Source organism: Stenotrophomonas sp. YJH_SMC_82, assembly GCF_059368875.1.
Map to the genome: position 1 here is coordinate 922,950 of NZ_JCAFSE010000002.1, position 22,843 is coordinate 945,792.

Annotated in this window: 21 protein-coding genes; 12 read left to right on the forward strand and 9 right to left on the reverse strand. The window is 67.4% G+C overall.

The window, feature by feature from the left end:
* Positions 1-253 precede the first annotated feature (253 nt).
* Positions 254-3,010: a TonB-dependent receptor gene (locus AC5P53_RS11970; protein ID WP_241887216.1), complete on the forward strand. Its 2,757-nt coding sequence runs from the start codon at positions 254-256 to the stop codon at positions 3,008-3,010.
* A 211-nt stretch (positions 3,011-3,221) separates the two neighbouring features.
* Here AC5P53_RS11970 and AC5P53_RS11975 read toward each other — a convergent pair whose 3' ends face one another.
* On the reverse strand, positions 3,222-4,835 hold the full coding sequence (locus AC5P53_RS11975) for an alpha-glucosidase family protein (RefSeq protein WP_032957799.1): 1,614 nt from the start codon (positions 4,833-4,835) through the stop codon (positions 3,222-3,224).
* A 214-nt stretch (positions 4,836-5,049) separates the two neighbouring features.
* Between AC5P53_RS11975 and AC5P53_RS11980 the strand changes: the two genes are divergently transcribed.
* Complete coding sequence (locus AC5P53_RS11980; protein ID WP_111205828.1) at positions 5,050-6,048, forward strand: polyprenyl synthetase family protein; 999 nt, start codon at positions 5,050-5,052, stop codon at positions 6,046-6,048.
* A 173-nt stretch (positions 6,049-6,221) separates the two neighbouring features.
* Here AC5P53_RS11980 and AC5P53_RS11985 read toward each other — a convergent pair whose 3' ends face one another.
* A complete protein-coding gene (locus AC5P53_RS11985) occupies positions 6,222-7,013 on the reverse strand; it encodes a dienelactone hydrolase family protein (protein ID WP_100449586.1) in 792 nt (263 codons plus the stop codon).
* A 130-nt stretch (positions 7,014-7,143) separates the two neighbouring features.
* Here AC5P53_RS11985 and AC5P53_RS11990 point away from each other — a divergent pair, with 130 nt between their 5' ends.
* The gene (locus tag AC5P53_RS11990; RefSeq protein WP_241887215.1) at positions 7,144-7,737 is read left to right on the forward strand and encodes an SMI1/KNR4 family protein; all 594 of its coding nucleotides are present in this window, start codon (positions 7,144-7,146) and stop codon (positions 7,735-7,737) included.
* A 60-nt stretch (positions 7,738-7,797) separates the two neighbouring features.
* Here the strand turns inward: AC5P53_RS11990 and AC5P53_RS11995 are convergent, their stop codons facing one another.
* The 4 genes from AC5P53_RS11995 to AC5P53_RS12010 form a co-directional block, all read right to left on the reverse strand.
* Complete coding sequence (locus AC5P53_RS11995) at positions 7,798-8,331, reverse strand: hypothetical protein (protein ID WP_241887214.1); 534 nt, start codon at positions 8,329-8,331, stop codon at positions 7,798-7,800.
* Between the two features lie 84 nt (positions 8,332-8,415).
* On the reverse strand, positions 8,416-9,825 hold the full coding sequence (murD, locus tag AC5P53_RS12000) for a UDP-N-acetylmuramoyl-L-alanine--D-glutamate ligase (RefSeq protein WP_014646281.1): 1,410 nt from the start codon (positions 9,823-9,825) through the stop codon (positions 8,416-8,418).
* Positions 9,806-11,158, reverse strand: a complete 1,353-nt coding sequence (murL, locus tag AC5P53_RS12005) for a UDP-N-acetyl-alpha-D-muramoyl-L-alanyl-L-glutamate epimerase (RefSeq protein WP_014646280.1) — start codon at positions 11,156-11,158, stop codon at positions 9,806-9,808. Before murL ends, murD begins: the two co-directional genes overlap by 20 nt.
* Positions 11,159-11,234: 76 nt before the next feature.
* Positions 11,235-13,829: a bifunctional aspartate kinase/diaminopimelate decarboxylase gene (locus AC5P53_RS12010; RefSeq protein WP_164077021.1), complete on the reverse strand. Its 2,595-nt coding sequence runs from the start codon at positions 13,827-13,829 to the stop codon at positions 11,235-11,237.
* Between the two features lie 75 nt (positions 13,830-13,904).
* Between AC5P53_RS12010 and AC5P53_RS12015 the strand changes: the two genes are divergently transcribed.
* Both AC5P53_RS12015 and AC5P53_RS12020 read left to right on the forward strand, forming a co-directional pair.
* Positions 13,905-14,777 carry a PhzF family phenazine biosynthesis protein gene (locus AC5P53_RS12015; RefSeq protein WP_032957809.1) on the forward strand — a complete coding sequence of 291 codons (873 nt, stop codon included), beginning with the start codon at positions 13,905-13,907 and terminating at the stop codon, positions 14,775-14,777.
* 130 nt (positions 14,778-14,907) lie between these two features.
* Entirely contained in the window at positions 14,908-15,786 is an 879-nt protein-coding gene (locus AC5P53_RS12020) for a PhzF family phenazine biosynthesis protein (protein WP_053496181.1), read from the forward strand.
* Positions 15,787-15,952: 166 nt separating this feature from the next.
* Here the strand turns inward: AC5P53_RS12020 and AC5P53_RS12025 are convergent, their stop codons facing one another.
* Entirely contained in the window at positions 15,953-16,384 is a 432-nt protein-coding gene (locus AC5P53_RS12025) for an OsmC family protein (RefSeq protein ID WP_014646276.1), read from the reverse strand.
* Positions 16,385-16,755: 371 nt separating this feature from the next.
* Here AC5P53_RS12025 and AC5P53_RS12030 point away from each other — a divergent pair, with 371 nt between their 5' ends.
* The 4 genes from AC5P53_RS12030 to AC5P53_RS12045 all read left to right on the forward strand — a co-directional run bounded on the left by AC5P53_RS12030 (position 16,756) and on the right by AC5P53_RS12045 (position 18,986).
* On the forward strand, positions 16,756-17,154 hold the full coding sequence (locus AC5P53_RS12030) for an HU family DNA-binding protein (protein ID WP_010483539.1): 399 nt from the start codon (positions 16,756-16,758) through the stop codon (positions 17,152-17,154).
* A gap of 254 nt (positions 17,155-17,408) precedes the next feature.
* Complete coding sequence (locus tag AC5P53_RS12035; protein ID WP_014646275.1) at positions 17,409-17,717, forward strand: DUF3861 family protein; 309 nt, start codon at positions 17,409-17,411, stop codon at positions 17,715-17,717.
* 56 nt (positions 17,718-17,773) lie between these two features.
* A complete protein-coding gene (locus AC5P53_RS12040; RefSeq protein WP_032957813.1) occupies positions 17,774-18,307 on the forward strand; it encodes a hypothetical protein in 534 nt (177 codons plus the stop codon).
* Positions 18,308-18,389: 82 nt separating this feature from the next.
* Positions 18,390-18,986 carry a YceB family lipoprotein gene (locus tag AC5P53_RS12045; protein WP_014646273.1) on the forward strand — a complete coding sequence of 199 codons (597 nt, stop codon included), beginning with the start codon at positions 18,390-18,392 and terminating at the stop codon, positions 18,984-18,986.
* Between the two features lie 72 nt (positions 18,987-19,058).
* Here the strand turns inward: AC5P53_RS12045 and AC5P53_RS12050 are convergent, their stop codons facing one another.
* Both AC5P53_RS12050 and AC5P53_RS12055 read right to left on the reverse strand, forming a co-directional pair.
* Positions 19,059-19,601, reverse strand: a complete 543-nt coding sequence (locus AC5P53_RS12050) for a type 1 glutamine amidotransferase domain-containing protein (protein ID WP_032957815.1) — start codon at positions 19,599-19,601, stop codon at positions 19,059-19,061.
* 162 nt (positions 19,602-19,763) lie between these two features.
* Complete coding sequence (locus AC5P53_RS12055) at positions 19,764-20,231, reverse strand: SET domain-containing protein (RefSeq protein WP_012479369.1); 468 nt, start codon at positions 20,229-20,231, stop codon at positions 19,764-19,766.
* A gap of 209 nt (positions 20,232-20,440) precedes the next feature.
* On the opposite strand from AC5P53_RS12055, the gene AC5P53_RS12060 reads away from it, so the two are divergent.
* Genes AC5P53_RS12060 through AC5P53_RS12070 form a run of 3 tightly spaced genes read left to right on the forward strand, consistent with a single transcriptional unit; the run spans position 20,441 to position 22,802 of the window.
* Entirely contained in the window at positions 20,441-20,896 is a 456-nt protein-coding gene (locus AC5P53_RS12060; RefSeq protein ID WP_005408436.1) for an SUF system Fe-S cluster assembly regulator, read from the forward strand.
* A 17-nt stretch (positions 20,897-20,913) separates the two neighbouring features.
* Positions 20,914-22,389 carry a Fe-S cluster assembly protein SufB gene (sufB, locus tag AC5P53_RS12065; RefSeq protein WP_014646271.1) on the forward strand — a complete coding sequence of 492 codons (1,476 nt, stop codon included), beginning with the start codon at positions 20,914-20,916 and terminating at the stop codon, positions 22,387-22,389.
* The gene (locus AC5P53_RS12070) at positions 22,386-22,802 is read left to right on the forward strand and encodes a lysozyme inhibitor LprI family protein (protein WP_032957816.1); all 417 of its coding nucleotides are present in this window, start codon (positions 22,386-22,388) and stop codon (positions 22,800-22,802) included. The genes sufB and AC5P53_RS12070 overlap by 4 nt, the downstream gene beginning before the upstream one ends.
* Positions 22,803-22,843 lie beyond the last annotated feature (41 nt).

Below are 22,843 nucleotides of genomic sequence, written 5' to 3' on the forward strand. Positions count from 1 at the left end.
GTAGCGCCCGAGCCCATGCTCGGGCGGCGGTGCGTAGCACCGAAACGCAGCCGAGCATGGGCTCGGCTCTACCGAACAAGGCACCTGAAAGCGATTACAACCCTGCAGACGCCATTGAATACGTATGCAGGGTGATTCCCGCGAAGAACGCGCTGCCTACCATAGCGGCGACGACAGCGGCCACCGCGTCGCACGTTCACGGCCCCGCCGGAACGCTCACAAATCGATCTGCAACATTGCCTGGGAGGGGAAAATGTTGAACCACAAGCGCAGCGCGCTGAGCATCGCGCTGGCCGTTGTCCTGGCGCCGACGCTGGCGTCGGCACAGTCCACGCAGAACACCACCACGCCGGCCGGCACCGCCGCCACCAACCTGGATACGGTGCAGGTCACCGGCATCCGCCGCGGCATCGAGAGCGCGATCGCGGTCAAGCAGGACGCCACCTCGGTGGTCGAGGCAATCTCCGCTGAAGACATCGGCAAGCTGCCCGACGTCAGCATCGCCGAATCCATCTCGCGCCTGCCCGGCCTGGCCGCCCAGCGCGTGGCCGGCCGTGCGCAGGTGATCAGCGTGCGCGGCCTGTCGCCGGACTTCGCCACCACCCTGCTCAATGGTCGCGAAGTGGTCAGCACCGGCGACAACCGCGGCGTCGAGTTCGACCAGTACCCGTCCGAGCTGGTCAACGGCGTGACGGTGTACAAGACCCCGGACGCGGCGCTGGTCGGCCAGGGCCTGTCAGGCACCATCGACATGCAGACCGCGCGCCCGCTCAGCTTCGGCGAGCGCGTGATCGCGGTCAGTGGCCGCTACCAGAAGAGCTCGCTGGGCCGCGCCGCCAACACCGATCCGTACGGCAACCGCTTCAGCGCCAGCTACATCGACCAGTTCCTGGACAAGACCCTGGGCATCGCCATCGGCTATGCGCACAGCGACATGCCGATCCAGGAAAACCAGGTCGGCCTGTACGAGCCGTGGACCACCGAGCATACCGACAAGGGCGACCGCCCGGGCGTGGGTGCCGGCACCTACTTCTCCGATGGCATCAAGGCACTGCGCCGTACCGGCAACAACAAGCGCGACGGTGTGATGGCCACGATCCAGTTCCGGCCGAACAACAGCTGGACCAGCACCTTCGACGCGTTCCACACCGAAGCCGAGCAGATCGACACCGCCAACCAGTTCGAACTCAACCTGAGCAACTACAACGGCGGCTATACGCCTGGCCTGCTGATCAGCAACCCGCAGATCAATGCCAACGGCTCCTTCACCGGTGGCACCGCCAGCGGCGTGTATCCGCTGGTGCGCGGCATGTACAACAAGCGCAAGGACAAGATCGATGCGTTCGGCTGGAACAACGAGTTCAACTTCGGCGGCGTCAAGCTGGTCGCCGACCTGAACTACTCCAAGGCCACGCGCGACGAGCTGAACCTGGAAAACAACCTGCAGCTGACCCCGATGCCGCAACTGGATACGGTCGGCGTGTCGATCCGCCAGGACGGCTTCTCGCAGATCACCCCGGGCCTGAACTACTCCAACCCCGATGCGCTGTTCCTGACCAACACGATCTACGGCTCCGGCTACGGCAAGGTGCCGCAGGTGGAAGACCGCCTGAAGGGCGGCAAGCTGGCTGCCACCATCGCCCTTCCTGATGCCATCGCCTCGTGGGCACCGGACATCGACATCGGCGTGAACTATGCCGACCGCCGCAAGGTGAAGACCCAGTCCGAAGGCAACATCCTGCTCGGCGCACAGGGCGATGCCAACATCGCCTCGGACCTGCAGTACCGTCCGGTGGACCTGGGCTTCGCCGGCCTCGGCACCATCCCGGCCTGGAACGTACCGGCCGCTGTGGGTCGTTACATGACCTTCAACCCGGTCGACAACCTGGACTACCTGATCCCCAAGTCGTGGACGGTCGAAGAGAAGATCACCACCGCCTGGGCGCGCCTGAACATCAACACCGACATCGGTGAAGTGGGCGTGCGCGGCAACATCGGCGTGCAGATGCAGCACACCGACCAGAGCTCGGATTCGCGCTACTGGGACAGCTCGCAGTCAGCCGGCAACAACGTGCAGCCGTATTCGAACGGCCGCACTTACAACGACTGGCTGCCGAGCTTGAACCTGGCCTTCATGTTCCCCCACCAGCAGACGCTGCGCTTCGCCGCCGCCAAGCAGGTCGCGCGCCCGCGCGTGGACCAGATGCGCGCCGGCCTGGAGTTCGGCGTGGATACCGGCACCGGCCGGCCGGGCGGCAGTGGTGGCAATCCGCTGCTGGATCCGTGGCGCGCCACCGCGCTGGACCTGTCCTATGAGAAGTACTTCGGCGAGAAGGCCTACGTGGCTGCCGCGATCTTCTACAAGGACCTGAAGAGCTACGTCTATACCCAATCGGTGGACAACTACGACTTCACCGCGCTGCTGGGCAGCTACGTGCCGCCGCCGGGCATGACCGCGCCGGTGCTGACCACCGGCACCTTCTCCGCGCCGCAGAACGGCAAGGGCGGCACGCTGAAGGGCCTGGAGCTGACCGCATCGTTCCCGCTGGAGATGCTGACCGACAGCCTGCGTGGCTTCGGCGTGCAGGCCAGCGCGACCTTCAACAAGAGCGACATCACCATCCTGGACCCGGAAAGCGCGTCCAGCGTCGGCAGCGACCCGATCAGCCTGCCAGGCCTGTCCAAGCGCGTGTACAACTTCACTGCCTATTACGAGCGCAGCGGTTTTGAAGCACGCGTCAGCCAGCGCCGCCGGTCGGACTTCATCGGTGAGATCGGCAACTTCAACGGCAACCGCAGCCTGCGCTATGTCGTCGGCGAAAACGTGACCGATGCGCAGGTCAGCTACACCTTCAGCGACAGCAGCGCCCTGCGTGGCCTGACCCTGCTGCTGCAGGGCAGCAACCTGACCAACGAGCCGTACCGCACCTACGCCGGCAGCAAGGACCGCCCGCTGGAGTACATCGAATGGGGCCGCACCTACATGCTGGGCGTGAACTACAAGTTCTGAGGCAGCGCCGGGCCCTGCCCGGCAGCCCCGACCCGGTAGTGCCGGCCGCTGGCCGGCAACAGAAAACAGGGAGCAGGACCGGAAACCCGCTGCGCAGGCAGCGGGTTTTCCTTTGCGCGGATGCCGGCCGCTGGTCGGCAAGGCCCACCCACAAAAAAGGGACGGGGCGCTTCGGCCCCGTCCCCGCAAGTACCGCCACCGGAGAAAACGGTCAGCTGCGTCGGGCGCAATACACCGCGCGTGGCGGCAGCTGGAGTTCATTGCCCTGCACCGTGCCCGCATCCGGGCCCGGTACCACCACCTGCTGCCAGTTGCCCGGCGGCAGCGGATGGCTCACCGCTTCGGCCGACAGGTTGAAGGCCAGCAGGAGGGTTTCATCTGCAAGCATACGCTCGAACAGCAGCACGGGCTCGGCGCTTTCAAGAAATCTGATGCTGCCATGCAGGAGGGCCGGCTGGGTATGCCGCCAGGCCAGAAACGCGCGGAACGCCGCCAGCACCGAATGCGGGTCGCGCTCCTGCACGGCGACCGCCGCGGCCCGGTGTTCGGCCGGGATCGGCAGCCAGGGCTGGCCAGTGGTGAAGCCGGCCAGCGGTGCATCGGTCCACGGCAGCGGGGTACGGCAGCCGTCACGGCCCTTGAAATTCGGCCAGAAGGTGATGCCATAGGGGTCCTGCAGGGCCTCGAACGGCACCTCGGCCTCGGCCAGGCCCAGCTCCTCGCCCTGGTACAGGCAGACCGAACCGCGCAGCGAGCACAGCATCGCCACCAGCATCCGCGCCAGGCGCGGGTCGGCGGGGTGGCCGCCCCAGCGGCTGACCGCGCGCTCCACATCGTGGTTGGACACCGCCCAGCACGGCCAGCCTTCGGTCATCGCTGCTTCCAGGCGCGAGACCGTATCGCGGATGTAGGCCGCACTGTAGTCGTCCACCAGCAGCTCGAAGCTGTAGCCCATGTGCAGGCGGCCATCGCGGGTGTACTCGGCCGTGGTGGCCAGCGAGTCTTCCGAAGAGATCTCGCCCAGGCTGACCGCCCCCGGGTATTCGTCCAGCAGCGCGCGCAGGCGCTCCAGGAACGGCAGGTTCTCCGGCTGCGTGTTGTTGTAGTAGTGGTACTGGTAGGCGTACGGGTTGTCCGGGCTGAAGCCGCGCCCCACCCGCTTGTCGGCGGGCTTGGCCGGGTTGTCACGCAACTGTGCGTCGTGGAAGCAGAAGTTGATCGCATCCAGGCGGAAGCCATCCACGCCGCGGTCGAGCCAGAAGCGCACGTTGTCCAGGGTCGCCTGCTGCACGTCCGGGTGATGGAAATTCAGGTCCGGCTGGTCGACCAGGAAGTTGTGCAGGTAGTACTGCTCACGGCGCGGCTCCCACTGCCAGGCGCAGCCGCCGAACAGCGACAGCCAGTTGTTGGGCGGGGTGCCATCCTCGCGCGGGTCGGCCCAGACGTACCAGTCGGCCTTCGGATTGCTGCGGTCCTGGCGGCTCTCACGGAACCACGCATGCTCGATCGAGGTGTGGCTCAGCACCTGGTCGATCATCACCTTCAGGCCCAGGCCGTGGGCCTTGGCCAACAGGCGGTCAAAGTCGTCCAGGCTGCCGAACAGCGGGTCGACATCGCGGTAATCGGCGATGTCGTAGCCGAAGTCGGCCATCGGCGACCTGAAGAACGGCGAGATCCAGATCGCATCCACGCCCAGCGCGGCAATGTGGTCCAGGCGCTGGATGATGCCGGGCAGATCGCCCACGCCATCGCCGTTGGCATCGAGGTAACTGCGCGGGTAGATCTGGTAGATGACGGCTCCGCGCCACCATGGATAGTGCGACATCGACAGCCCCCCTCCGGGCATGCGGGACCCGCCGGCAGCGGGCCGAAATCCTGATCCGGCAAGCTTAGCGGCGGGCTCCCGGGCATGGCGCAACCTGCATACGTATTCACGCGGAGGGCCGCGCAGGCCGGGCTGGAATTGCCGCTCGGGCCGGTTTGCGCCCGAATTCACGGCCAGCGCCTATAATCGGTGGTGAGCCTGAAAGCCTGATCGCATGACCATCACCGAAGACACCCGTCCCGCCCTGGGCCTGCCCCAGATCCAGTCGCTTGCCGCGGCCGACATGGCCGCCGTCGACGCCCTGATCCGGCGCCGGCTGTCCTCGGACGTCGTGCTGATCAACCAGATCGCTGACCACATCATTTCCGCCGGCGGCAAACGCCTGCGCCCGATGCTGGTGATGCTGGCCGGCCATGCGGTCGGCCAGGCTGGCCCGGAGCACCACCAGCTGGCGGCGATCATCGAGTTCATCCACACCTCCACCCTGCTGCACGACGACGTGGTGGACGAATCCAGCCTGCGCCGTGGCCGCAGCACCGCCAACGCACTGTGGGGCAACGCACCCAGCGTGCTGGTCGGCGACTTCCTGTACTCGCGCAGCTTCCAGCTGATGGTCGAGCTGGAGCGCATGCCGGTGATGCAGATCCTGGCTGACGCCACCAACCGCATCGCCGAGGGTGAAGTGCTGCAGCTGCTGCACGTACACAACCCGGACACCGACGAAGCCGCCTACCTGCGCGTGATCGAGCGCAAGACCGCGGTGCTGTTCGCCGCCGGCACCCGCCTGGGCGCGCTGGCCAGCGGCGTGGATGAAGCGACCCAGCAGGCCCTGTTCGACTACGGCATGCACCTGGGCTACGCGTTCCAGATCGCCGACGACGTGCTGGACTACTCGGCCAACGCCGAGGAGCTGGGCAAGAACCTGGGCGACGACCTCGCCGAGGGCAAGGCCACGCTGCCGCTGATCCACGCGATGGCCCACTCCGACGACATCACCCGCGAGCGCCTGCGCACCATCGTGCAGGACGGTGACGCCTCGGCGATGCCGGAAGTGCTGGCCGCGATCCGTGCCACCGGCGGCCTGGAGTACAGCCGCGCGCGTGCCGAGGAATATGCCGCAGCCGCCGAGCGCGCGCTCGACGGCCTGGGCGACAACGATGCCGTGGCCGCCCTGCGCGGCCTGGCCCGCTACGCGGTGCAGCGCTCGCATTGACCGGCTGAGGTGTGCCGACCAACGGTCGGCACCCACCAAACCGGCATTCCGGTGGGTGCCGAGCGTTGGTCGGCACCGAAGCATCGGTAGTGCCGGCCGCTGGCCGGCATTCCCGATGACATCCGCAGCATCATGAGGTTGCCGGCCAGCGGCCGGCACTACTACTGCACGAATCAACGTTTCTCGAAGCGTTCCTCGAAGAACTCATCCAGCGCCTTCCATGCGCGCTTCGCCGCCCGCTCGTTGTACTGGCACCCCGGCGGACTGTTGGCATCGCGCTCGGCGAAGCAGTGCACCGCACCGCTGTAGTTGGTGAACTCCCAATCGACCTTGGCCGCGTCCATTTCCTTCTGGAAGCCAGCGATGTCCTCGGCGGTCACGCTCCTGTCGTCGGCGCCGTTGAGCACCAGCACCGACGGATGGCTGCCACCGGCCTGCGCCGGCAGAGGTGAACCCAACCCACCGTGCAGGCTGACCACACCGGCCAGCGGCGCACCGGCACGGGCCAGTTCCAGCACCGTGGTGCCGCCGAAACAGAAGCCCACCGCGCCAATCCGGCCGGCATCGAGCGGCACCTTGCCCGCCTGCGCCCTGAGCACGTTCACCGCCTCCAGCGCACGTGCGCGCAGCAGCGGCCTGTCATTGCGCAGCTTGGTTGCCACCGGCCCGGCCTCGGCATCGGTCTTCGGCCGCACGCCCTTTCCGTAGACATCGGCCACCAGCACCACGTAATCATCGCCGGCCAGCTGCTTGGCCTTTTCGACCGCCGATTCGTTCACGCCCTTCCAGTTCGGCACCATCACCAGACCCGGGCGCTTGTCGTTGTCGCCGTCGTCATAGACCAGCACGCCACTGAAGGTCGTGCCCTGGTGTTTCCATTCCACCGGCTGGGTCTTCATCGCCGCCCACGCCGGCATCGCCGCCAGCCCCAGGATCACCGCCACACCGCATCGCCAACGATTCATGCGCCTGCTCCAATGAAAAGGGGACGGAGGGGATCACGTCGCAGAACACCCTCCCGTGTCGCATTCTGCCTTGGCGACGTGACGCAGGTGTGGTGGGATACGACTCAACTCTTTTCGCCCCTGATTCTGCATGAGCCTTGTTGATCGCTTCCTCTCCGGCCTGATTCCGCGTCTGCCTGCCAACGACGCTGCGCAATGGGCGCATGTCGAGGGCGCCAGCACCGATGACCTGCAGGGCCTGCGCGCGCAGTGGCCAAAGGTGCCGGACAGCCTGCTGGAACTGCTGTCGCGGGTGGATGGCACATACTTCCGCGGATATCCCGGTGGGGAGGTGTGCGTGCTGATGCTGGGTTCGGATGTCGAGGACGGCCGCTATCCCTACTACCTGAGCTCGGCCGCAGACATCTTCGAAGACCAGGACGAGTGGGACGACAGCATCCGCACTATCTACGAAGAATGGCTGGACGACGAGCCGGAGATTCTTGGCGACGGTATTGATGCAGATGTTCCGATGGACCGTCGCCTGTGCTTCTCGCACTGCACGAACAACGGCGGCACCTCGAAGCTTTACCTGGATTTCAACCCCGCACCGGGCGGTACCGTCGGCCAGGTGGTGCGCTATCTGCACGATCCGGACAGCTACATAGTCATCGCACCCAGCTTCGATGCGTACCTGCAGCAGCTGATTGATCGCGATTACGCGTTCATCCGGCATGAGGACTGAAATCCAGCCGAGCATGGGCCCGGCTCTGCAGTAGATCCACGCCATGCGTGGATAACGGCCTCACCCGCGTTCGATCCAATGCAAGGTACCCGGCTCGAACGCCAGCAGATCCGCGGCCGCCAGGCGCGCACGCGGCCAGTGACGTTCCGGCGGTTTCGGCTGCCGGGCGCCGACCGAGCCGTCGTAGTCGCGTACCAGAAGTCCGATGCGCGCCGCGCCCCCGGCCAGCAGGGCATCAATGCGCTGCAGCCACTGGCCGGCGTCGCCCAGCGCTTCATCGCGACGTACCTGCTGATCCTGTTCATGCCGCGCTCGCTGCTCGGCCAGCGCGCGGGCGATCTTGGCTTCGCTCCAGCCCTTCTTCCGCCAGCGCTCGGCATCGCCCTTCCACTCCCGCTCGGCCCGCGACGAGGCCACCGCAGTACCGCAATCGCAGTGCGCGGCGCTCAGCCACGGCTGCCAGCCGGGTCCGACCGCCGCCTGCAGACTGGGCGAATCCTGCGCGAACAGGCGCCGGCCGCTGCGCTCCATGATCGCGGCGGCTTCAACGTGCGCAAACGAGGTGGGCAGAAACAGGGTGACGAAGGTGCACATGCGGGTATCCGGGTCCGTCCGGGGATGCGCCGATGGTAACTCGCTGGGGTCAGAGCCCTTTCCTGCGGAAAGGGATCCGACCCCTTACCCGATGCCCAACCCCGGAATCGCGCTGATGCTGTCCGGATCGAACCCGGCCAGCGCGGCGAAATGACGGCCACGCGCCACGTAGTCGCGGTACGCACCAAAGCTCGGTGCACCCGGCGACAGCAGCACCACCCCGCCCTGTTCGCCCAGCGCGGCGCGCGCCAAGGCCATCGCCTCGGCGAGATCGCCCGCCGCATGCAGGCCGAAGCGACCGGCGTCGGCCAACGGCTGCAGCATCGCGTGGATGCGCGGGCCGTTGCTGCCCATGGTCACGATCTCCACCGGCGGCACATCGTGCGCCATGTGCTGCATGAAATCGGTCCAGTCCAGGCCACGGTCATGCCCTCCCACCAGCAGCGCGATGCGCTGGCCGGCGAAGCACTCCAGCGCGGCCAGGCTGGCATGCGGCGTGGTGCTGATCGAATCGTTGACGTAGGTGAGGCCATCGGCCACGCCGATGCGCTGCAGGCGGTTCGGCAGCGGACGGAAGTCCTGCACCGCCGGTGCCAGCGCTACGGCATCCAGCCCCAGCGCTTCCAGCGCGGCCAGCACCGCGCACAGGTTGCCGCGGTTGTGGCGGCCTGGCAGCGGCGTGTTGCAGGTATCAAACACGGCCTGCTCACCGCGATGCACGATGTCGCCGCGCATGTGCCAGCCCTGCGGCTGGTTGAACCAGACCACTTCGCTGTCGGGCAGCGACAGCGCGGCCAGGTGCGGATCGGCGGCGTTGAGCACAGCGATGCGCGGTGCGGCTTCAGTCACCAGCCGCAGCTTGTCTTCGATGTAACGCTGTTCGCTGCCGTGCCAGTCCAGGTGTTCCGGGAACAGGTTAAGCACCACCGCCACCTGCGGGCGGGCGCCACTGCGTGCCACCTCACCGGTCTGGTAGCTGGACAGTTCCACCGCCCAGTACTCGGGCGCGGGCTGGGGATCCAGCACTTCCAGCAGCGGCAGGCCGATGTTGCCGACCAGGCCGGTGCGATGGCCGGCGGCACGCAGCAGGTGCGCAACCAGCGCGGTGGTGGTGCTCTTGCCCTTGGTACCGGTCACGCACACGGTGTCGTGCACGATGCCATCGTCGGCCGCGTGTTCGGCGAACCAAAGCGCGGTGCCACCGATGAAGCTGGTGCCCTGCCCTGCAGCCGCCAGCGCGATCGGCTGGTACGGGCTGATGCCGGGCGATTTGATCACCACGTCGAACGCGGCCAGCGCTTCAGCGGAAGGCTCGCCACGCACGTCCAGCGCGCCCTCCGTTTCCGCACGCGCCGCCTCGACCTCGGACACCGGGCAGAACAGGCTCAATGCCAGCGTGGGCAGGCGCGCGCGCAGCACCGCAAACGCGGCGCGGCCCTCACGGCCCCAGCCCCACAGCGCGACGCGCTTTCCTTCAAGCTTCGAAATCTTCACGCACCCGTTCCCACAGCGCAGCTGGAACACGGTGCTCGCCCTGCAGCTGCAGCAGCGGTGCGAGTTCCAGTTCGGCGGCATCCAGCTGCGGCTGGATCTCGTTGCAGAAGCGCTTCACCAGCACGTCTTCCTTCCACTCCGGGCGCTGTGCCAGGGTCGCCATCGCCGCACGCGATTCGCGGCCTTCGCCCACGCACTCGAACGGCTTGTGGTCCTGGAATTCCAGCAGCGCATCGAAGCCACCGGCCTGCTCGGCATCGTCCAGCAGGTTGCGGCCGAAGATGCGCACCAGGCGCGTCTTGGGCATGAACGGGGCCAGCGCCAGGAACACGAAATGGCATTTCGGGCAGACGCCGCACCAGCGGTTCACCGGGCGCTCGCCGAGGATGTGGAAGTTGCGGTTGCAACTGGAGAAATGCGCGTCGTAGAAGTCACTCTTGGCGAACTGGCGGGCCACCGCCAGCTCGGACATCGGGCGCAGCAGCGAGTAGTACTGCAGGTCCGCCGCCACGTACTTCTGCACATGGCTACCGAAGGCCTGCTCGCAGGCCCACCCCTTGGACCACTGGTGGTTCACTTCGCCGGTGCCTGGAATCTGGCTGCCGTAGCTGGCCGAGCGCTCGTTGGAGAACACGACCTGGTCCACGCCGTGCAGCAACGCGGCCAGCACCATGATCGCCGAGTTCACCACCGTCACCGGGATATGGCCGTTCCAGGCGCCCTGGCGGTTCAACTCGAACAGTTCCGGTGCCAGCGTGCGGCCCAGGTTCAAGGTCGGCAGGCCAGTGCGCTCGGCGCACGCACGGATCAGCTGCGAGCCACCGATCCAGGTCACGGTCTCGTCCACGCCGGCACGGCGCAGCGCTTCGATGCTGACCAGCGAATCCTTGCCGCCGCCGATGGCCACCAGCGCGTGCGGCTGCAGGCCCAGCGCCGGCGCCTGCGCAGCTACGCCCTGCACCGGCAACCGGAAGCGGCCGCGCAGGTTCAGGCCGTTGCGGTAGGCAAATTCGCCCAGGCCGTTGAGGTAAATGGTCTCCACCAGCGCGGCGGTATCGGCATCGATGCTGTAGCTGTCGATGCTGACCGTATCCGGTACGCCGGCCTTGTAGTAGCTGACACCGGCGATCAGGTGCAGCAGCTGCAGCGCGCGCTGCACGGCGGCGCTACGCGCTTCGTCCAGCACGAACGGGGCGCCCGGCACGGTGATGGTTTCCACCATCTCCGGGCCGTCATCGAAGGCGTAGACCAGCCTGGCCACGCCGGTATCCGCGGCGAATTCGCAGCGGACGAAGCGGAAGCGGGAAACCTGGTGTTTGTCGAAAGCAGTCATGGTGTATCCGGTCAGGCACGGGCCCGCGCGATGGCGCGGGGCGTGTCGGTGGGCGGGTGCAGGGCGCGCGCGGTGGTCATTCGATCACGTCTTCGCGCGGCAGCATCCGCTGGTTGTAGGTGTTGGCCATCACATAGCCGTACGCGCCGGCGTCGGCGATCAGCATCACGTCGTCCGGCGCGGTCGACACCGGCAGCTTGCGGCGCTTGCCGAACACATCGCTGGATTCGCAGATCGGGCCGACCACATCGAACGCCGCTTCGGCATAACCACCCTGGCGGCTGAGATTCTCGATGTCGTGCCAGGCGTCGTACAGGGCCGGGCGCATCAGCGTGTTCATGCCGGCATCCAGGCCCACGCGGCGCACGCCGTCCTTTTCCACCACCTGGGTGGCATGGGTCAGCAGCACGCCCGATTCGGCCACCAGGTAGCGGCCCGGCTCGATCGCCAGGCGGAATGCCGGGTGCAGCGCCTTGACCTCGGCCAGGCCCTCGGCCCAGGCGTCCAGGTCGAACGGCTCGTCTTCGTCGCTGTACGGAATCGGCAGGCCGCCACCGATGTCGATGGTGTGCACGCTGCCGATGCGGCGGGCGAAGCCGGCCAGCTCATCGCACATCAGGCGCCAGTGCTGCGCGGTTTCCACGCCACTGCCCAGGTGCGCATGCAGGCCGACCACGCGGCTGCCCAGCTCGGAGGCCGCGCGCACGAACTCGTCCACGCGGGCGATCGGCAGGCCGAACTTGGACTCCTTGCCGCCGGTGCGGACCTTGGCATGGTGGCCTTCGCCACGCCCCAGGTCGACGCGCAGCCACAGCTCGCGGTTGCGGAACAGGTCCGGCCAGCGTTGCAGCGCTTCGACGTTGTCGACGGTGACGGTCACGCCAAGGGCGAACGCCGCCTCGTACTCGCTGCGCGGGCAGAAGCTGGGAGTGAACAGCACGCGCCGCGGCGACAGCTCCGGCAGGTGCTGGAACACATGCTTCAGCTCGCCGTACGAGACGCACTCCAGCCCGAAGCCCTCGGCTTCCAGCAGCTGCAGGATGGCCGGGTGGCTGTTGGCCTTGATCGCGTAGTAACGCTGGTCGATCGGCTTGATCGCGGCCAGCGCGCGGGCGCGGGCGCGCACCGTCGGCAGGTGGTAGACATAGCGCGGCGTACCGGCATCGGCCAGCTGCAGCAGGTGCGCACGCTGGCCGCGCCACCACGGCGTGCCGCGCGGGCGCACGGTGCCGGCAATCTCGCGCCAGCGCGGGCCGAACACTTCGGTTTCTTCCACCGGCATCGCACCGCTGTCGATCAGCTCGGCATGCAGGATCGGCAGCAGGCCATCGGCATCGGCCTCGTCGATGACGAAGGTCAGGTTCAGGTCGTTGGACGACTGCGAAATCATGTGCACGCGCTCGCGGCCGAAGGTGGCCCACACGTCCGACAGCTTGTGCAGCAGAGAACGCATGCCACGGCCGACCAGGGTGATCGCCGCGCACGGCACGATCACCTTCACCTTGCAGATCTGCGACAGGTCGGCCGACAGCGCGGCCAGCACATCGGTGTTGACCAGGTTCTCGGACGGGTCCAGCGACACGGTGACGTTGGTCTCGGCCGAACCGATCAGGTCCACCGACAGGCCATGCTTCTTGAACAGGTTGAACACATCGGCCAGGAAGCCGACCTGCTGCCACATGCCGATGCCTTCCATCGACACCAGCACGATGCCGTTGCGGCGGCTGATCGCCTTGACGCCTGGTACCGGTGCAGCACTGCCGTCAATGCTGGTGCCCGGCAGTTCCGGACGCTCGGTATCGAGGATGGCCATCGGCACGCCTGCATCGCGGCACGGCTTGATCGAGCGCGGATGCAGCACCTTGGCACCAGTGGTGGCGATTTCCTGCGCCTCGTAGTAGTCCAGGCGGGTCAGCAGGCGCGCGTCCGGCACATCCTTCGGGTTGGCACTGAACATGCCCGGCACATCGGTCCAGATTTCCACGCGGCTGGCGCCGAGCAGCGCGCCGAAGTACGCCGCCGAGGTATCCGAGCCACCACGGCCGAGGATGGCGGTACCGCCATCGGCATGCCGCGAGATGAAACCCTGGGTGATCAGCAGGCGGGTCGGCTGCGCGCGGAAGCGCTGCATCCACTCCGCGTCGGCACGCCACTGGCAGTTCACCGACAGGCGCTGTGACCAGTCGCTCTGGTTCGGCTGCGGCGGCATCGCGTCCAGCCACTGGCGGGCATCCATCCAGCCCATGTCCAGGCCCGAGGCGTGCAGGTAGGCCGCGCCCAGCGTGGACGACAACAGTTCGCCCTGGCCCAGCACTTCGGCCTGCCACTGCAGCGGACGGGTGGCCGCACGCGGGTCGTCGAGCAGGCCCTGCAGTGCCGCCAGGCGCTCGGCCAGTACTTCGCGGCCCAGGCCCAGTTCGGCCAGGAAGCCTTCATGGCGTTCGACCAGCGCGGCCACGCGATCACGGCTGTCCGGCGCGCCATCGGCGATCGCGGTCAGCTCGTTGGTGACCCCGGACAGCGCCGACACCACCACCAGCACGCGCGAGCCGGTCTCTTCCGCGCGTTTTTTCGCCAGCTTCCCGATCGTGTCCCAGCGGTGACGACGCGACACCGAGGTGCCGCCGAACTTCAGTACGATCCAACGATCGACAAGGGGGGAAGCTGACATGGATTGGCTATGTAGAATGTGGGGAAGCCGCCCTCGGGGGCGGAACCTTTGATTCTAAGCGCAATATCCCCGTAGATGGCCCTCCTCCGTTACCTGCAGCTCGATGTCTTCGCCTCCCGCCCCGGAACCGGGAATCCACTGGGTGCCCTGCTGGACGCCGATGCGCTCTCCGGCGAGCAGATGCAGGCCCTGGCCGCCTGGCTGAACCTGTCCGAGACGGTGTTCTTCCTGCGCCCCAGCGCGCCCGGCGCCGACTACCACATCCGCATCTTCACCCCGACCCGTGAGCTGGCCTTCGCCGGCCACCCGAGCGTCGGCGCGGCCTGGGCGGCGGTGAGCTGCGGCCTGGCCCAGCCTCGCGACGGCGCCCTGCTGCAGCAGTGCGCGGCGGGGGTGCTGCCCGTGCGGGTGAGCGGCCCGGCCGAGGCACTCCAGATCCAGCTGGCCAGCCCACCGGCGCGGCAACTGGCGACTGGCGCAGATGCGGCACCCGAAGCACTGCTGGCCCTCGCCGCCAACGGGCACGTGCCCGAACTCTGGGACAACGGCGCGCGCTGGTGGCTGCTGCCGCTGCGCGATGCCGCCGCTGTGCGCGGCCTGGCGCCGGACATGGCCGCCCTGCGCGACTGGAGCCTTGCCACCGAGGCCACCGGCGTGGCCGTATTCGCCGACGAAGCCGGTACCGACCACACCCGTGTGGTGCGCGCATTCTGCCCCGCCGATGCGGCCAGCGTGCCGGAAGATCCGGTCACCGGCAGCGCCAATGCTCTGATCGCTGCCTGGCTGCGGCAGCGCAACGCCCTGCCCGGCCGCGAGGGCCACTACGTGGCCAGCCAGGGCCGCGAAGTCGGCCGCGATGGCCACGTGCAGGTGCAGGTCGACGCGCAGGGCACGGTCTGGATCGGCGGCCAGGTGCAGCCGGTCATCGACGGCCACCTTCGCTGGTAGCGCACGAAAAAAGGGGACGGAGGGAATTAAGTCGCTTATGGCACTTGGGGCACAAGCGACTTAATTCCCTCCGTCCCCTTTTTTGTGCCCCGCGCTACGCTATGCCGCCTGTTCACTGGAGTCCTGCCCGATGTCCACCCGCCGTTTCCTGCAGCTGGATGTGTTCTCCCCGCGCGCCGGTGCCGGCAATCCGCTGGCCGTGGTGCTTGATGCCGAAGGCCTGGACGATGCCAGCATGCAGGCCATTGCGCGCTGGACGCGCCTGCCCGAGACCACCTTCGTGTTCCCGCCGCAGGTCGCAGGCGCCAGCTACCGGCTGCGCATGTTCAGCCCGCAGAAGGAGGTCCCGTTCGCCGGCCATCCCAGCGTCGGCACCGCGCATGCGGTGCTGCAGGCGGGCCTGGCCGCGCCAGTCGACGGCGTGCTCGTGCAGGACGGCATCGCCGGTGCGCTGCCGCTGCGCGTGAGCGGCGAGGGCGCGCAGCAGCGCATTGCCATCCGCACCCCGCGCGCGCAGCTGGCGGAGATCGCCGAGGCCACCGACCCGCGCCTGCAGGCGGCGCTGAAGGATTGGCCGCTGGGCTCGCTGCCGCCGGCGCGCATGCAGGGCGGGCGCAGCTGGTGGGTGGTGCAGGTGGCCGATGAAGCGGCACTGCGCGCACTGCGCCCGGACTGGGACGCGGTCGCGGCTCTGGCCGAATCCACCGACAGCATGGGCGTGTTTGCCTACGCCTTCAGCGATGGCGGCGAAGGCTTCGATCTTGCAGTACGTGCCTTCGTCGGCAATGGCCGCCGCTTCGAGGACGCCGCCTCCGGCGCGGCTAATGCCGTGCTGGCCGCGTGGCTGGACCTGCGCGATGCGCTGCCCCGAGGCCGTGCACCGTTCGAAGTCAGCCAGGGCCGCGAAGTCGGCCATGACGCGCGCCTGACCCTGCGGGTCGATGAAGACGGCGAGGTCTGGTCGGGCGGGCAGGTGCAGACGGTGATTACCGGCACCCTTGATTGGTGATCGCGCTGGCGGGTGGTAGAGCCGAAGGCAGCGGCAGGAGCCGCTGCCAACGTCGGACGCGACGGCCCGGAGGGTGGGGACCAGGAAGGCCGCCATAACGCTGGCCGGCTGCTACATGGACCCCGGCATCATGCGGTTGCCGGCCCGCGGCCGGCACTACCGTGGCTCAGCCCAGTTCGGCTTCCAGGCTGATCGGCACCGCGCTCAGCGCCTTGGACACCGGGCAGTTCTGCTTGGCGTCATCGGCAATGGCACGGAACTGTGCGGCGTCGATGCCCGGCACCACGGCCTTCACCTTCAGCCGGATCTGCGACAGCTGCGGGCCGCCCTCCAGGGACAGATCGACCTTGGCCTCGGTGTCCAGCGAGGTCGGGGTGAAGCCGGCCTCACCAAGCTTGGCCGACAGCGCCATGGTGAAACAGCCGGCGTGCGCGGCGGCGATCAGCTCCTCCGGATTGGTGCCCTTCTCGTCGCCGAAGCGGCTGTTGAAACCGTAGCGGGTCTTGTCCAGCAGCCCGCTCTGCGGCGTGCTCAGCTGTCCCTTGCCCGACTTCAGATCGCCTTCCCAGTGCGCGGTGGCGTGTCGCGAGATTCCCATGTGCTGCTCCTGCGTGGCGGTGATGAACGGCCACTCTCGCACGGGACGCGTTAGCCCTGCGTCGCTCCGCCGCATGCCGCACGTCCGCCGGACATCGGACAGCTGGTCACTTCTTCGCCAGACTGACGCGGACTTTTCCCTTGTTTTCAGTGGTTTCGCACATTCCAGCAACGGGCAGGCAGCAGCCATCGCGCACGCTGCAGCGCCCCCGCCCCCCACCGCCGGCCATGTACTGAATCGGCCTGGATATGAAAAAACATGCACTTTCCGCGCTTCGGGCTATTGGCGGCGCCCGAGAGTTGCCCTACATTGCGCTTGCCGACGGGGTTCGGCGCCGACCACACAACCAACCGTTCACGGAACAGGAAACCATGGCAAAGACCGCTAAGAAGGCTGCCCCGAAGAAGGCAGTGAAGAAAGTCGCGACGAAGGCAGCCGCCAAGCCGGCCGCTCCGAAGCCGATCAAGGAAGTGCTGACCAAGTCCGGCCTGGTTGCACACATCGCTGAAGCCTCCGGCGTCATCGCCAAGGACGTCCGCGCTGTGCTGGCCTCGCTGGAAAGCGCCGTCGCCTCCTCGGTGCACAAGAAGGGCGCTGGCTCGTTCACCCTGCCGGGCCTGCTGAAGATCACCACCGTCAATGTGCCGGCCAAGCCGAAGCGCAAGGGCATCAACCCGTTCACCAAGGAAGAGCAGTGGTTCGCTGCCAAGCCGGCCACCACCAAGCTGAAGGTGCGTCCGCTGAAGAAGCTGAAGGACGCCGCGCTGTAAGCGCGCGCCCCAACGCGGATTCCGACGGGACGGCTCTGGCCGTCCCGTTTTTTTTTTCCGCACCACACCCCGCAACACAGCGTTGCCGCGGCCCCGGCAATCCCCGTACAGGCCCGCCAGCATTGGCTGCCGGTGCTCCGCAAAGGGCGCGGAACGTACCGGGTGGAACACTGCGTGCAGCGCCGGCCGTCGCCGCCAGCCGTGGCCTTGCCTATGGTGGGCACATCCTCCACAGCTACGGCGAGCACACCCTCATGGCCAGCCCCTCCACCCGCTACCGGATCTCGGTAACCCCGATCGAAAAGGACGGGCTGCAGTGCACCGGGCGCTGCACCATCGAACTGGAACACCGCGCCGGCCGCGACCTGATGCGCCTGCTGGAAGCGGCCCCGCGTACCGCCGGCATCAGTGGCGACGAGCGCGCGACCCTGGTGATCGCCACCCAGCTGCTGCGCGACATCGTGCAACGCCACGCCGAGACCGACGGCCACGCACTGGCCGCCATCGCCGGTCAGGTCCTGCCGGCGCTGGACGCGCTGGAGCAGCTGCCCTCCTCCCGCTGATAGCGGCGCAACCGATACACTGCCGCCCTCCAGGTTGCCTCGGGGAGGAGGCGGGCATGCGCAGGATCCTGTTCCTGATCGCACCACTGGTGCTGCTGGGTTGTTCACGCCCGGCGGCACAGACGAATGATCACATCACGGCAGCGTCCGCTCCCGTCGCCGCAGCAGCGGACACCGGTACCGGCCCCGGTCCCGCAGCATTGCAGGCGAGCGATATGACGCTGCTGTCCGCCGTCGACGACGGCGCAGAGCCGCCGTCGACGATGCTCAACCGCTACGTCGCCGCACTGCTCAACCGCGACCGCGCCGCCAGCGATGCTGCCTGGACGATCCCACCCGGCGACCCGCGGCATGCAGACGACGCCGCGCTGCGGCAGCTGCAGGACCTGCGCACGCTGCGCCTGCACAGCGATACCCCGATCGCCCGAGATGACCGGCAGCCACCGCGGCTGCTTGAAGTCCCTGTGCAGATCCGTGCGGTCACCGCCAATGGCACGTTCCGCTTCGGCGGCTGGTACCGCGTGCAGCCCAGCAGCGACGGCAGCGCCTGGCAGATCCAGTCGGCACAGCTGCGTCCAACGCTGGACTGAACCGTTGCAGCGGCATGCACGCGCGATTCAGCCTGCGCGGCTACTCTTTGATCCATCCATCTGCTTCCCACCGGTCACCGACATGCGCCTGCGTTCCCTGATGACCCGCCTCGCGGCCTCCACCGTGCTGATCGCCGCTGCGATCGGTGCACAGGCGGCTCCCTCCATTTCCGGCCGCGAACTGTCGGTGGGCGCCAGCGACGTGCAGCAGTACCTCGATGGCAGCTTCCCGCGCACCCAGGACGCCCTCGGCGGCCTGATCGCCCTGACCATGAGCCACCCGCAGCTGAGCCTTCCGGCCGGCGAACGGTTGAACCTGGGCATGGACGTCGCGCTGGCCACCGCCGGCGGCAACCCGGCCCGACTGGGCACGGTGAAGCTCAGCAGCGGCCTGCGCTACGACGCGCAGACCCAGGGCTTTCACCTGCAGCAGCCGAGCGTGGATGACTTCACCCCGGCCAACCAGGGCGGCCGCCTCGACTCGCGCACCCGTGGCCTGCTCAATGCGTGGCTGAGCGACTACGCCCAGCGCGAACCGATCTACAAGCTGGACCCGGCCGTGGCCGGGGTGCTCGGCGCCCTGCAGGTGCAGTCGGCACAGGTGAAGAACGGCAAGCTGGTGGTCACTTTCAACCAGAACCTGGGCAACCTGGTACCGGCAGGCCTGCTGGGCAAATGAGGTGGTGCCGGCCGCTGGCCGGCAGCACGTCACTGCATCTGCCGGCCAGCGGCCGGCACTACCGGTAGCGCATCAGGCGGCAAGCGCTTTTACCACCGCCTCGCTGAAAGCCGGAATGTCATCCGGCTTGCGGCTGGTGATGACGTTGCCGTCGACCACCACCTCGGCATCGCGCCATGTCGCACCCGCGTTCGCCAGATCCTGCTGCAGGGAAGGCCAGGAGGTCAGCTCGCGGCCATCGGCCAGGCCGCTGTTGATCAGCAGCCACGGGCCATGGCAGATCGCCGCCACGGGCTTGCCGGCTTCATCCACTGAACGGATGAAGGCCAGTACGGCATCATCGGTGCGCAGTGTGTCCGGATTGATGACCCCGCCGGGCAGAACCACCGCATCGAAGCGTGCAGGATCGGCCTCATCCAACGGGATATCCACCGCGACGGCGTCGCCCCAGTTCTTCTCCTTCCAGCCCTTGATCGTCGCTTCCTTTGCGGGCGAGACCACGCTGACGCGCGCCCCTTCCGCTTCCAGCAAACGCTTGGGTTCGATCAGTTCAGACTGTTCGAAGCCGTGGGTGGCAAGGATGGCAATCTGCTTGCCCTTCAATCGCTCTGCCATGGAGGCACTCCGGTTGGGGGAGCCCACAGAATGGAAGAACGGCCCTTGCGCGGCGGTGACCCTGTCGTGCACGGCAGGTGGAGAGCCGCCGGGTGGTGCCGGCCGCTGGCCGGCACCTGGATTGCGCCTTGCCGGCCAGCGGCCGGCACTACCCGGTACCGATCAGCGCTTGGGCTGCAGCATCGTGCCGGTGCACTTGGGCGAGCCGCAACGGCACTCCCAGATCTTCTTCAGCTTGGCGGTGTGGCGCTCGGCCAGGGTGATGCCGTAGTTGTAGGTCAGCTCCTCGCCGGCCTTGATATCACGCAGTGCCTCGATGAACACCTTGTCGCCCCGGCTGTCGCCGTCCTCGTCCTCCTCGATCACCGCCTCGCAGTTCGGGTCGCAGCTGTGGTTTATCCAGCGCGCGTCGTTGCCCTTGTAGTTGGCGTCGATCACCCAGTCATCGTTGAGGGTGAACAGGAAGGTATGGCCACTTTCGACGTCGCCGCTGTCATCGGCATCGACATCACCGTGGCTGCGCAGCAGGCCCTTGTACTGGATCACGCGCTCGCCCTGCTTGATCGGGGCCACGGCGAACACGCCGTTGCCATGGATGGCGGACTTGCGGGCTTGGATCTTCTTCGGCATCGGCGAGGGCTGTTTGCAGCGAATGGAATGGGGATTCTCGCCCATTCCGGGTGATTGCGAAAATCACCCCGTTGGCGCAGCATTGCGCCCCGGCAACGGCCGCGGTGTGTCCTCCCGGCCTGGCCCAAGCGCCGGCTGAATGCCCGGGTTGGATGGTGGCGAATAAAAGCGTACAATTTCAGTCCGCTTTAAGAACCACTCGCATCCCCATGTTGCGCGTCACCAAACTCACCGATTACGCCACCGTCGTGCTGACCGTGCTCGCCGCCCGTCCGGGCGAAGTGCTCAGTGCCACCGAGCTGGCCGAATTCACCGGTCTGGAGCCGCCCACCGTCAGCAAGGTGCTCAAGCCACTGGCCCAGGCCGGCCTGGTCGAAGGCCTGCGTGGCGTCCGTGGCGGCTACCGCCTGACCCGCCCGGCCATCGAGATCTCGCTGTTCGAAGTGGTCGAAGCGATGGAAGGGCCACTGGCCCTGACCGAATGCAGCCACGACCACCACCAGTGCGGCATGGCGCCCAAGTGCGGCGCGCGCAGCAGCTGGCGGCTGATCAACGACGTGGTCTCCGAGGCCCTGCGCGATGTCACCCTCGCGCAGATCCTGCCCCCTCTCCCCCTTGCCGATGACGAACAGCGCCGCACCATCGCTGTCGACGTCGTCTCCTGATCCGTAGGCAGCCCCCCATGGCCACCGAAACCATCGAAAACGTCGCCCACGACGACACCCCCAACCGCGAGATCCACGAGCAGCTCGGCCGCAAGTATTCGGCCGGCTTCATCACCGAGATCGAGTCGGACTCCCTGCCGCCGGGCCTGGACGAGGACACCATCCGTGCCCTGTCGGCCAAGAAGGACGAGCCGGAGTGGATGACGCAGTGGCGCCTGGATGCCTACCGCCACTTCCTGACCCTGCCGATGCCGGACTGGGCCAAGCTGGAGATCGCGCCGATCGACCTGCAGGCGCTCAGCTACTACTCCGCGCCGAAGGGCCCGAAGTACGCCTCGCTGGATGATGTGCCGAAGGAACTGCTCGACACCTACGACAAGCTGGGCGTGCCGCTGCACGAGCGCGCCAAGCTGGCCGGCGTGGCGGTGGATGCGGTGTTCGACTCGGTATCCGTGGGCACCACCTTCCGCAAGGAACTGGCCGAGAAGGGCGTGATCTTCTGCTCGATGTCCGAGGCCATCAAGGAACACCCGGCGCTGGTGCGCCAGTACCTGGGCACCGTGGTGCCGGTCGGTGACAACTACTTCGCCGCGCTCAACTCGGCGGTGTTCTCCGATGGCAGCTTCGTGTTCATTCCCAAGGGCGTGCGCTGCCCGATGGAACTGAGCACCTATTTCCGCATCAACGCCGGCCACACCGGCCAGTTCGAGCGCACCCTGATCGTGTGCGAGGACAAGGCCTACGTCTCCTACCTGGAAGGCTGCACCGCGCCGATGCGCGATGAGAACCAGCTGCACGCCGCGGTGGTCGAGCTGGTTGCGCTGGAAGATGCGGAGATCAAGTACTCCACGGTGCAGAACTGGTACCCGGGCGACGAGAACGGCGTCGGTGGCATCTACAACTTCGTGACCAAGCGTGCCGAATGCCGTGGCGCGCGCAGCAAGGTCACCTGGACCCAGGTCGAGACCGGCTCGGCGATCACCTGGAAGTACCCGTCCTGCGTGCTGCTGGGCGACGATTCGGTCGGTGAGTTCCACTCGGTCGCGCTGACCCATCACCGCCAGCAGGCCGACACCGGCACCAAGATGATCCATGTCGGCAAGCGCACCAAGAGCAAGATCGTCAGCAAGGGCATCAGCGCCGGCCGTGGCCAGAACACCTACCGCGGCCTGGTGCGGGTGGACCGCAACGCCGAGGGCGCGCGCAACTACACCCAGTGCGACTCGCTGCTGATCGGCAAGCAGTGCGGCGCGCACACCTTCCCCTACATCGAGGTGAAGAACCCGGGCGCCACCGTCGAGCACGAGGCGACCACTTCCAAGATCTCCGATGACCAGCTGTTTTACTGCCGCGCCCGTGGCATCAGCCAGGAAGACGCGGTGTCGATGATCGTCGACGGCTTCTGCAAGCAGGTGTTCCGCGAACTGCCGATGGAGTTCGCGGTGGAAGCCAAGAAGCTGCTGGAAGTCTCGCTGGAAGGTTCGGTCGGATGAAGGCCCTGTTCGCCTTGGCCCTGCTGCTCGGCACCGCCGCGCCGGCATGGGCGGCCAGCGCCGACGCCGACGGCTGCAATCCGGAAGGCACGCAGATGGAGCTCAACGCCTGCGCCGACCGCGATTTCCGCAAGTCCGACGCCGAGCTCAACGTGGTCTACCGGCAGGTGCTGGCCAAGCTTGCCGGGCAGCCGGTGGCACTGGCCCGGCTGAAGGACGCGCAGCGCCTGTGGGTGCAGCTGCGTGATGCCGATCTGGAGGCGCGCTACCCGGTCGGCAAGGACGAGAATCCGCGCGTCCTGTACGGCTCGATGTACCCGATGCTGTATCTGCACGCCAAGTCCAGCCTGACCGATACGCGCACCGCCTACCTGCGCAGCGAATTCCTGGAGCGCAGCGAAGACGACCTGTAAGTCGCGCTGCCTGCCATCCCCCATTCGACAAGACGACCATT

Bases quoted from the DNA above. Each gene is read 5' to 3' on its own strand.
- AC5P53_RS11970 (WP_241887216.1), top strand. From the start codon at position 254: ATGTTGAACCACAAGCGCAGCGCGCTGAGCATCGCGCTGGCCGTTGTC.
- AC5P53_RS11975 (WP_032957799.1), bottom strand. From the start codon at position 4,835: ATGTCGCACTATCCATGGTGGCGCGGAGCCGTCATCTACCAGATCTAC.
- AC5P53_RS11980 (WP_111205828.1), top strand. From the start codon at position 5,050: ATGACCATCACCGAAGACACCCGTCCCGCCCTGGGCCTGCCCCAGATC.
- AC5P53_RS11985 (WP_100449586.1), bottom strand. From the start codon at position 7,013: ATGAATCGTTGGCGATGCGGTGTGGCGGTGATCCTGGGGCTGGCGGCG.
- AC5P53_RS11990 (WP_241887215.1), top strand. From the start codon at position 7,144: ATGAGCCTTGTTGATCGCTTCCTCTCCGGCCTGATTCCGCGTCTGCCT.
- AC5P53_RS11995 (WP_241887214.1), bottom strand. From the start codon at position 8,331: ATGTGCACCTTCGTCACCCTGTTTCTGCCCACCTCGTTTGCGCACGTT.
- murL (WP_014646280.1), bottom strand. From the start codon at position 11,158: ATGACTGCTTTCGACAAACACCAGGTTTCCCGCTTCCGCTTCGTCCGC.
- AC5P53_RS12010 (WP_164077021.1), bottom strand. From the start codon at position 13,829: ATGTCAGCTTCCCCCCTTGTCGATCGTTGGATCGTACTGAAGTTCGGC.
- AC5P53_RS12015 (WP_032957809.1), top strand. From the start codon at position 13,905: ATGGCCCTCCTCCGTTACCTGCAGCTCGATGTCTTCGCCTCCCGCCCC.
- AC5P53_RS12020 (WP_053496181.1), top strand. From the start codon at position 14,908: ATGTCCACCCGCCGTTTCCTGCAGCTGGATGTGTTCTCCCCGCGCGCC.
- AC5P53_RS12025 (WP_014646276.1), bottom strand. From the start codon at position 16,384: ATGGGAATCTCGCGACACGCCACCGCGCACTGGGAAGGCGATCTGAAG.
- AC5P53_RS12030 (WP_010483539.1), top strand. From the start codon at position 16,756: ATGGCAAAGACCGCTAAGAAGGCTGCCCCGAAGAAGGCAGTGAAGAAA.
- AC5P53_RS12035 (WP_014646275.1), top strand. From the start codon at position 17,409: ATGGCCAGCCCCTCCACCCGCTACCGGATCTCGGTAACCCCGATCGAA.
- AC5P53_RS12040 (WP_032957813.1), top strand. From the start codon at position 17,774: ATGCGCAGGATCCTGTTCCTGATCGCACCACTGGTGCTGCTGGGTTGT.
- AC5P53_RS12045 (WP_014646273.1), top strand. From the start codon at position 18,390: ATGCGCCTGCGTTCCCTGATGACCCGCCTCGCGGCCTCCACCGTGCTG.
- AC5P53_RS12050 (WP_032957815.1), bottom strand. From the start codon at position 19,601: ATGGCAGAGCGATTGAAGGGCAAGCAGATTGCCATCCTTGCCACCCAC.
- AC5P53_RS12055 (WP_012479369.1), bottom strand. From the start codon at position 20,231: ATGCCGAAGAAGATCCAAGCCCGCAAGTCCGCCATCCATGGCAACGGC.
- AC5P53_RS12060 (WP_005408436.1), top strand. From the start codon at position 20,441: ATGTTGCGCGTCACCAAACTCACCGATTACGCCACCGTCGTGCTGACC.
- sufB (WP_014646271.1), top strand. From the start codon at position 20,914: ATGGCCACCGAAACCATCGAAAACGTCGCCCACGACGACACCCCCAAC.
- AC5P53_RS12070 (WP_032957816.1), top strand. From the start codon at position 22,386: ATGAAGGCCCTGTTCGCCTTGGCCCTGCTGCTCGGCACCGCCGCGCCG.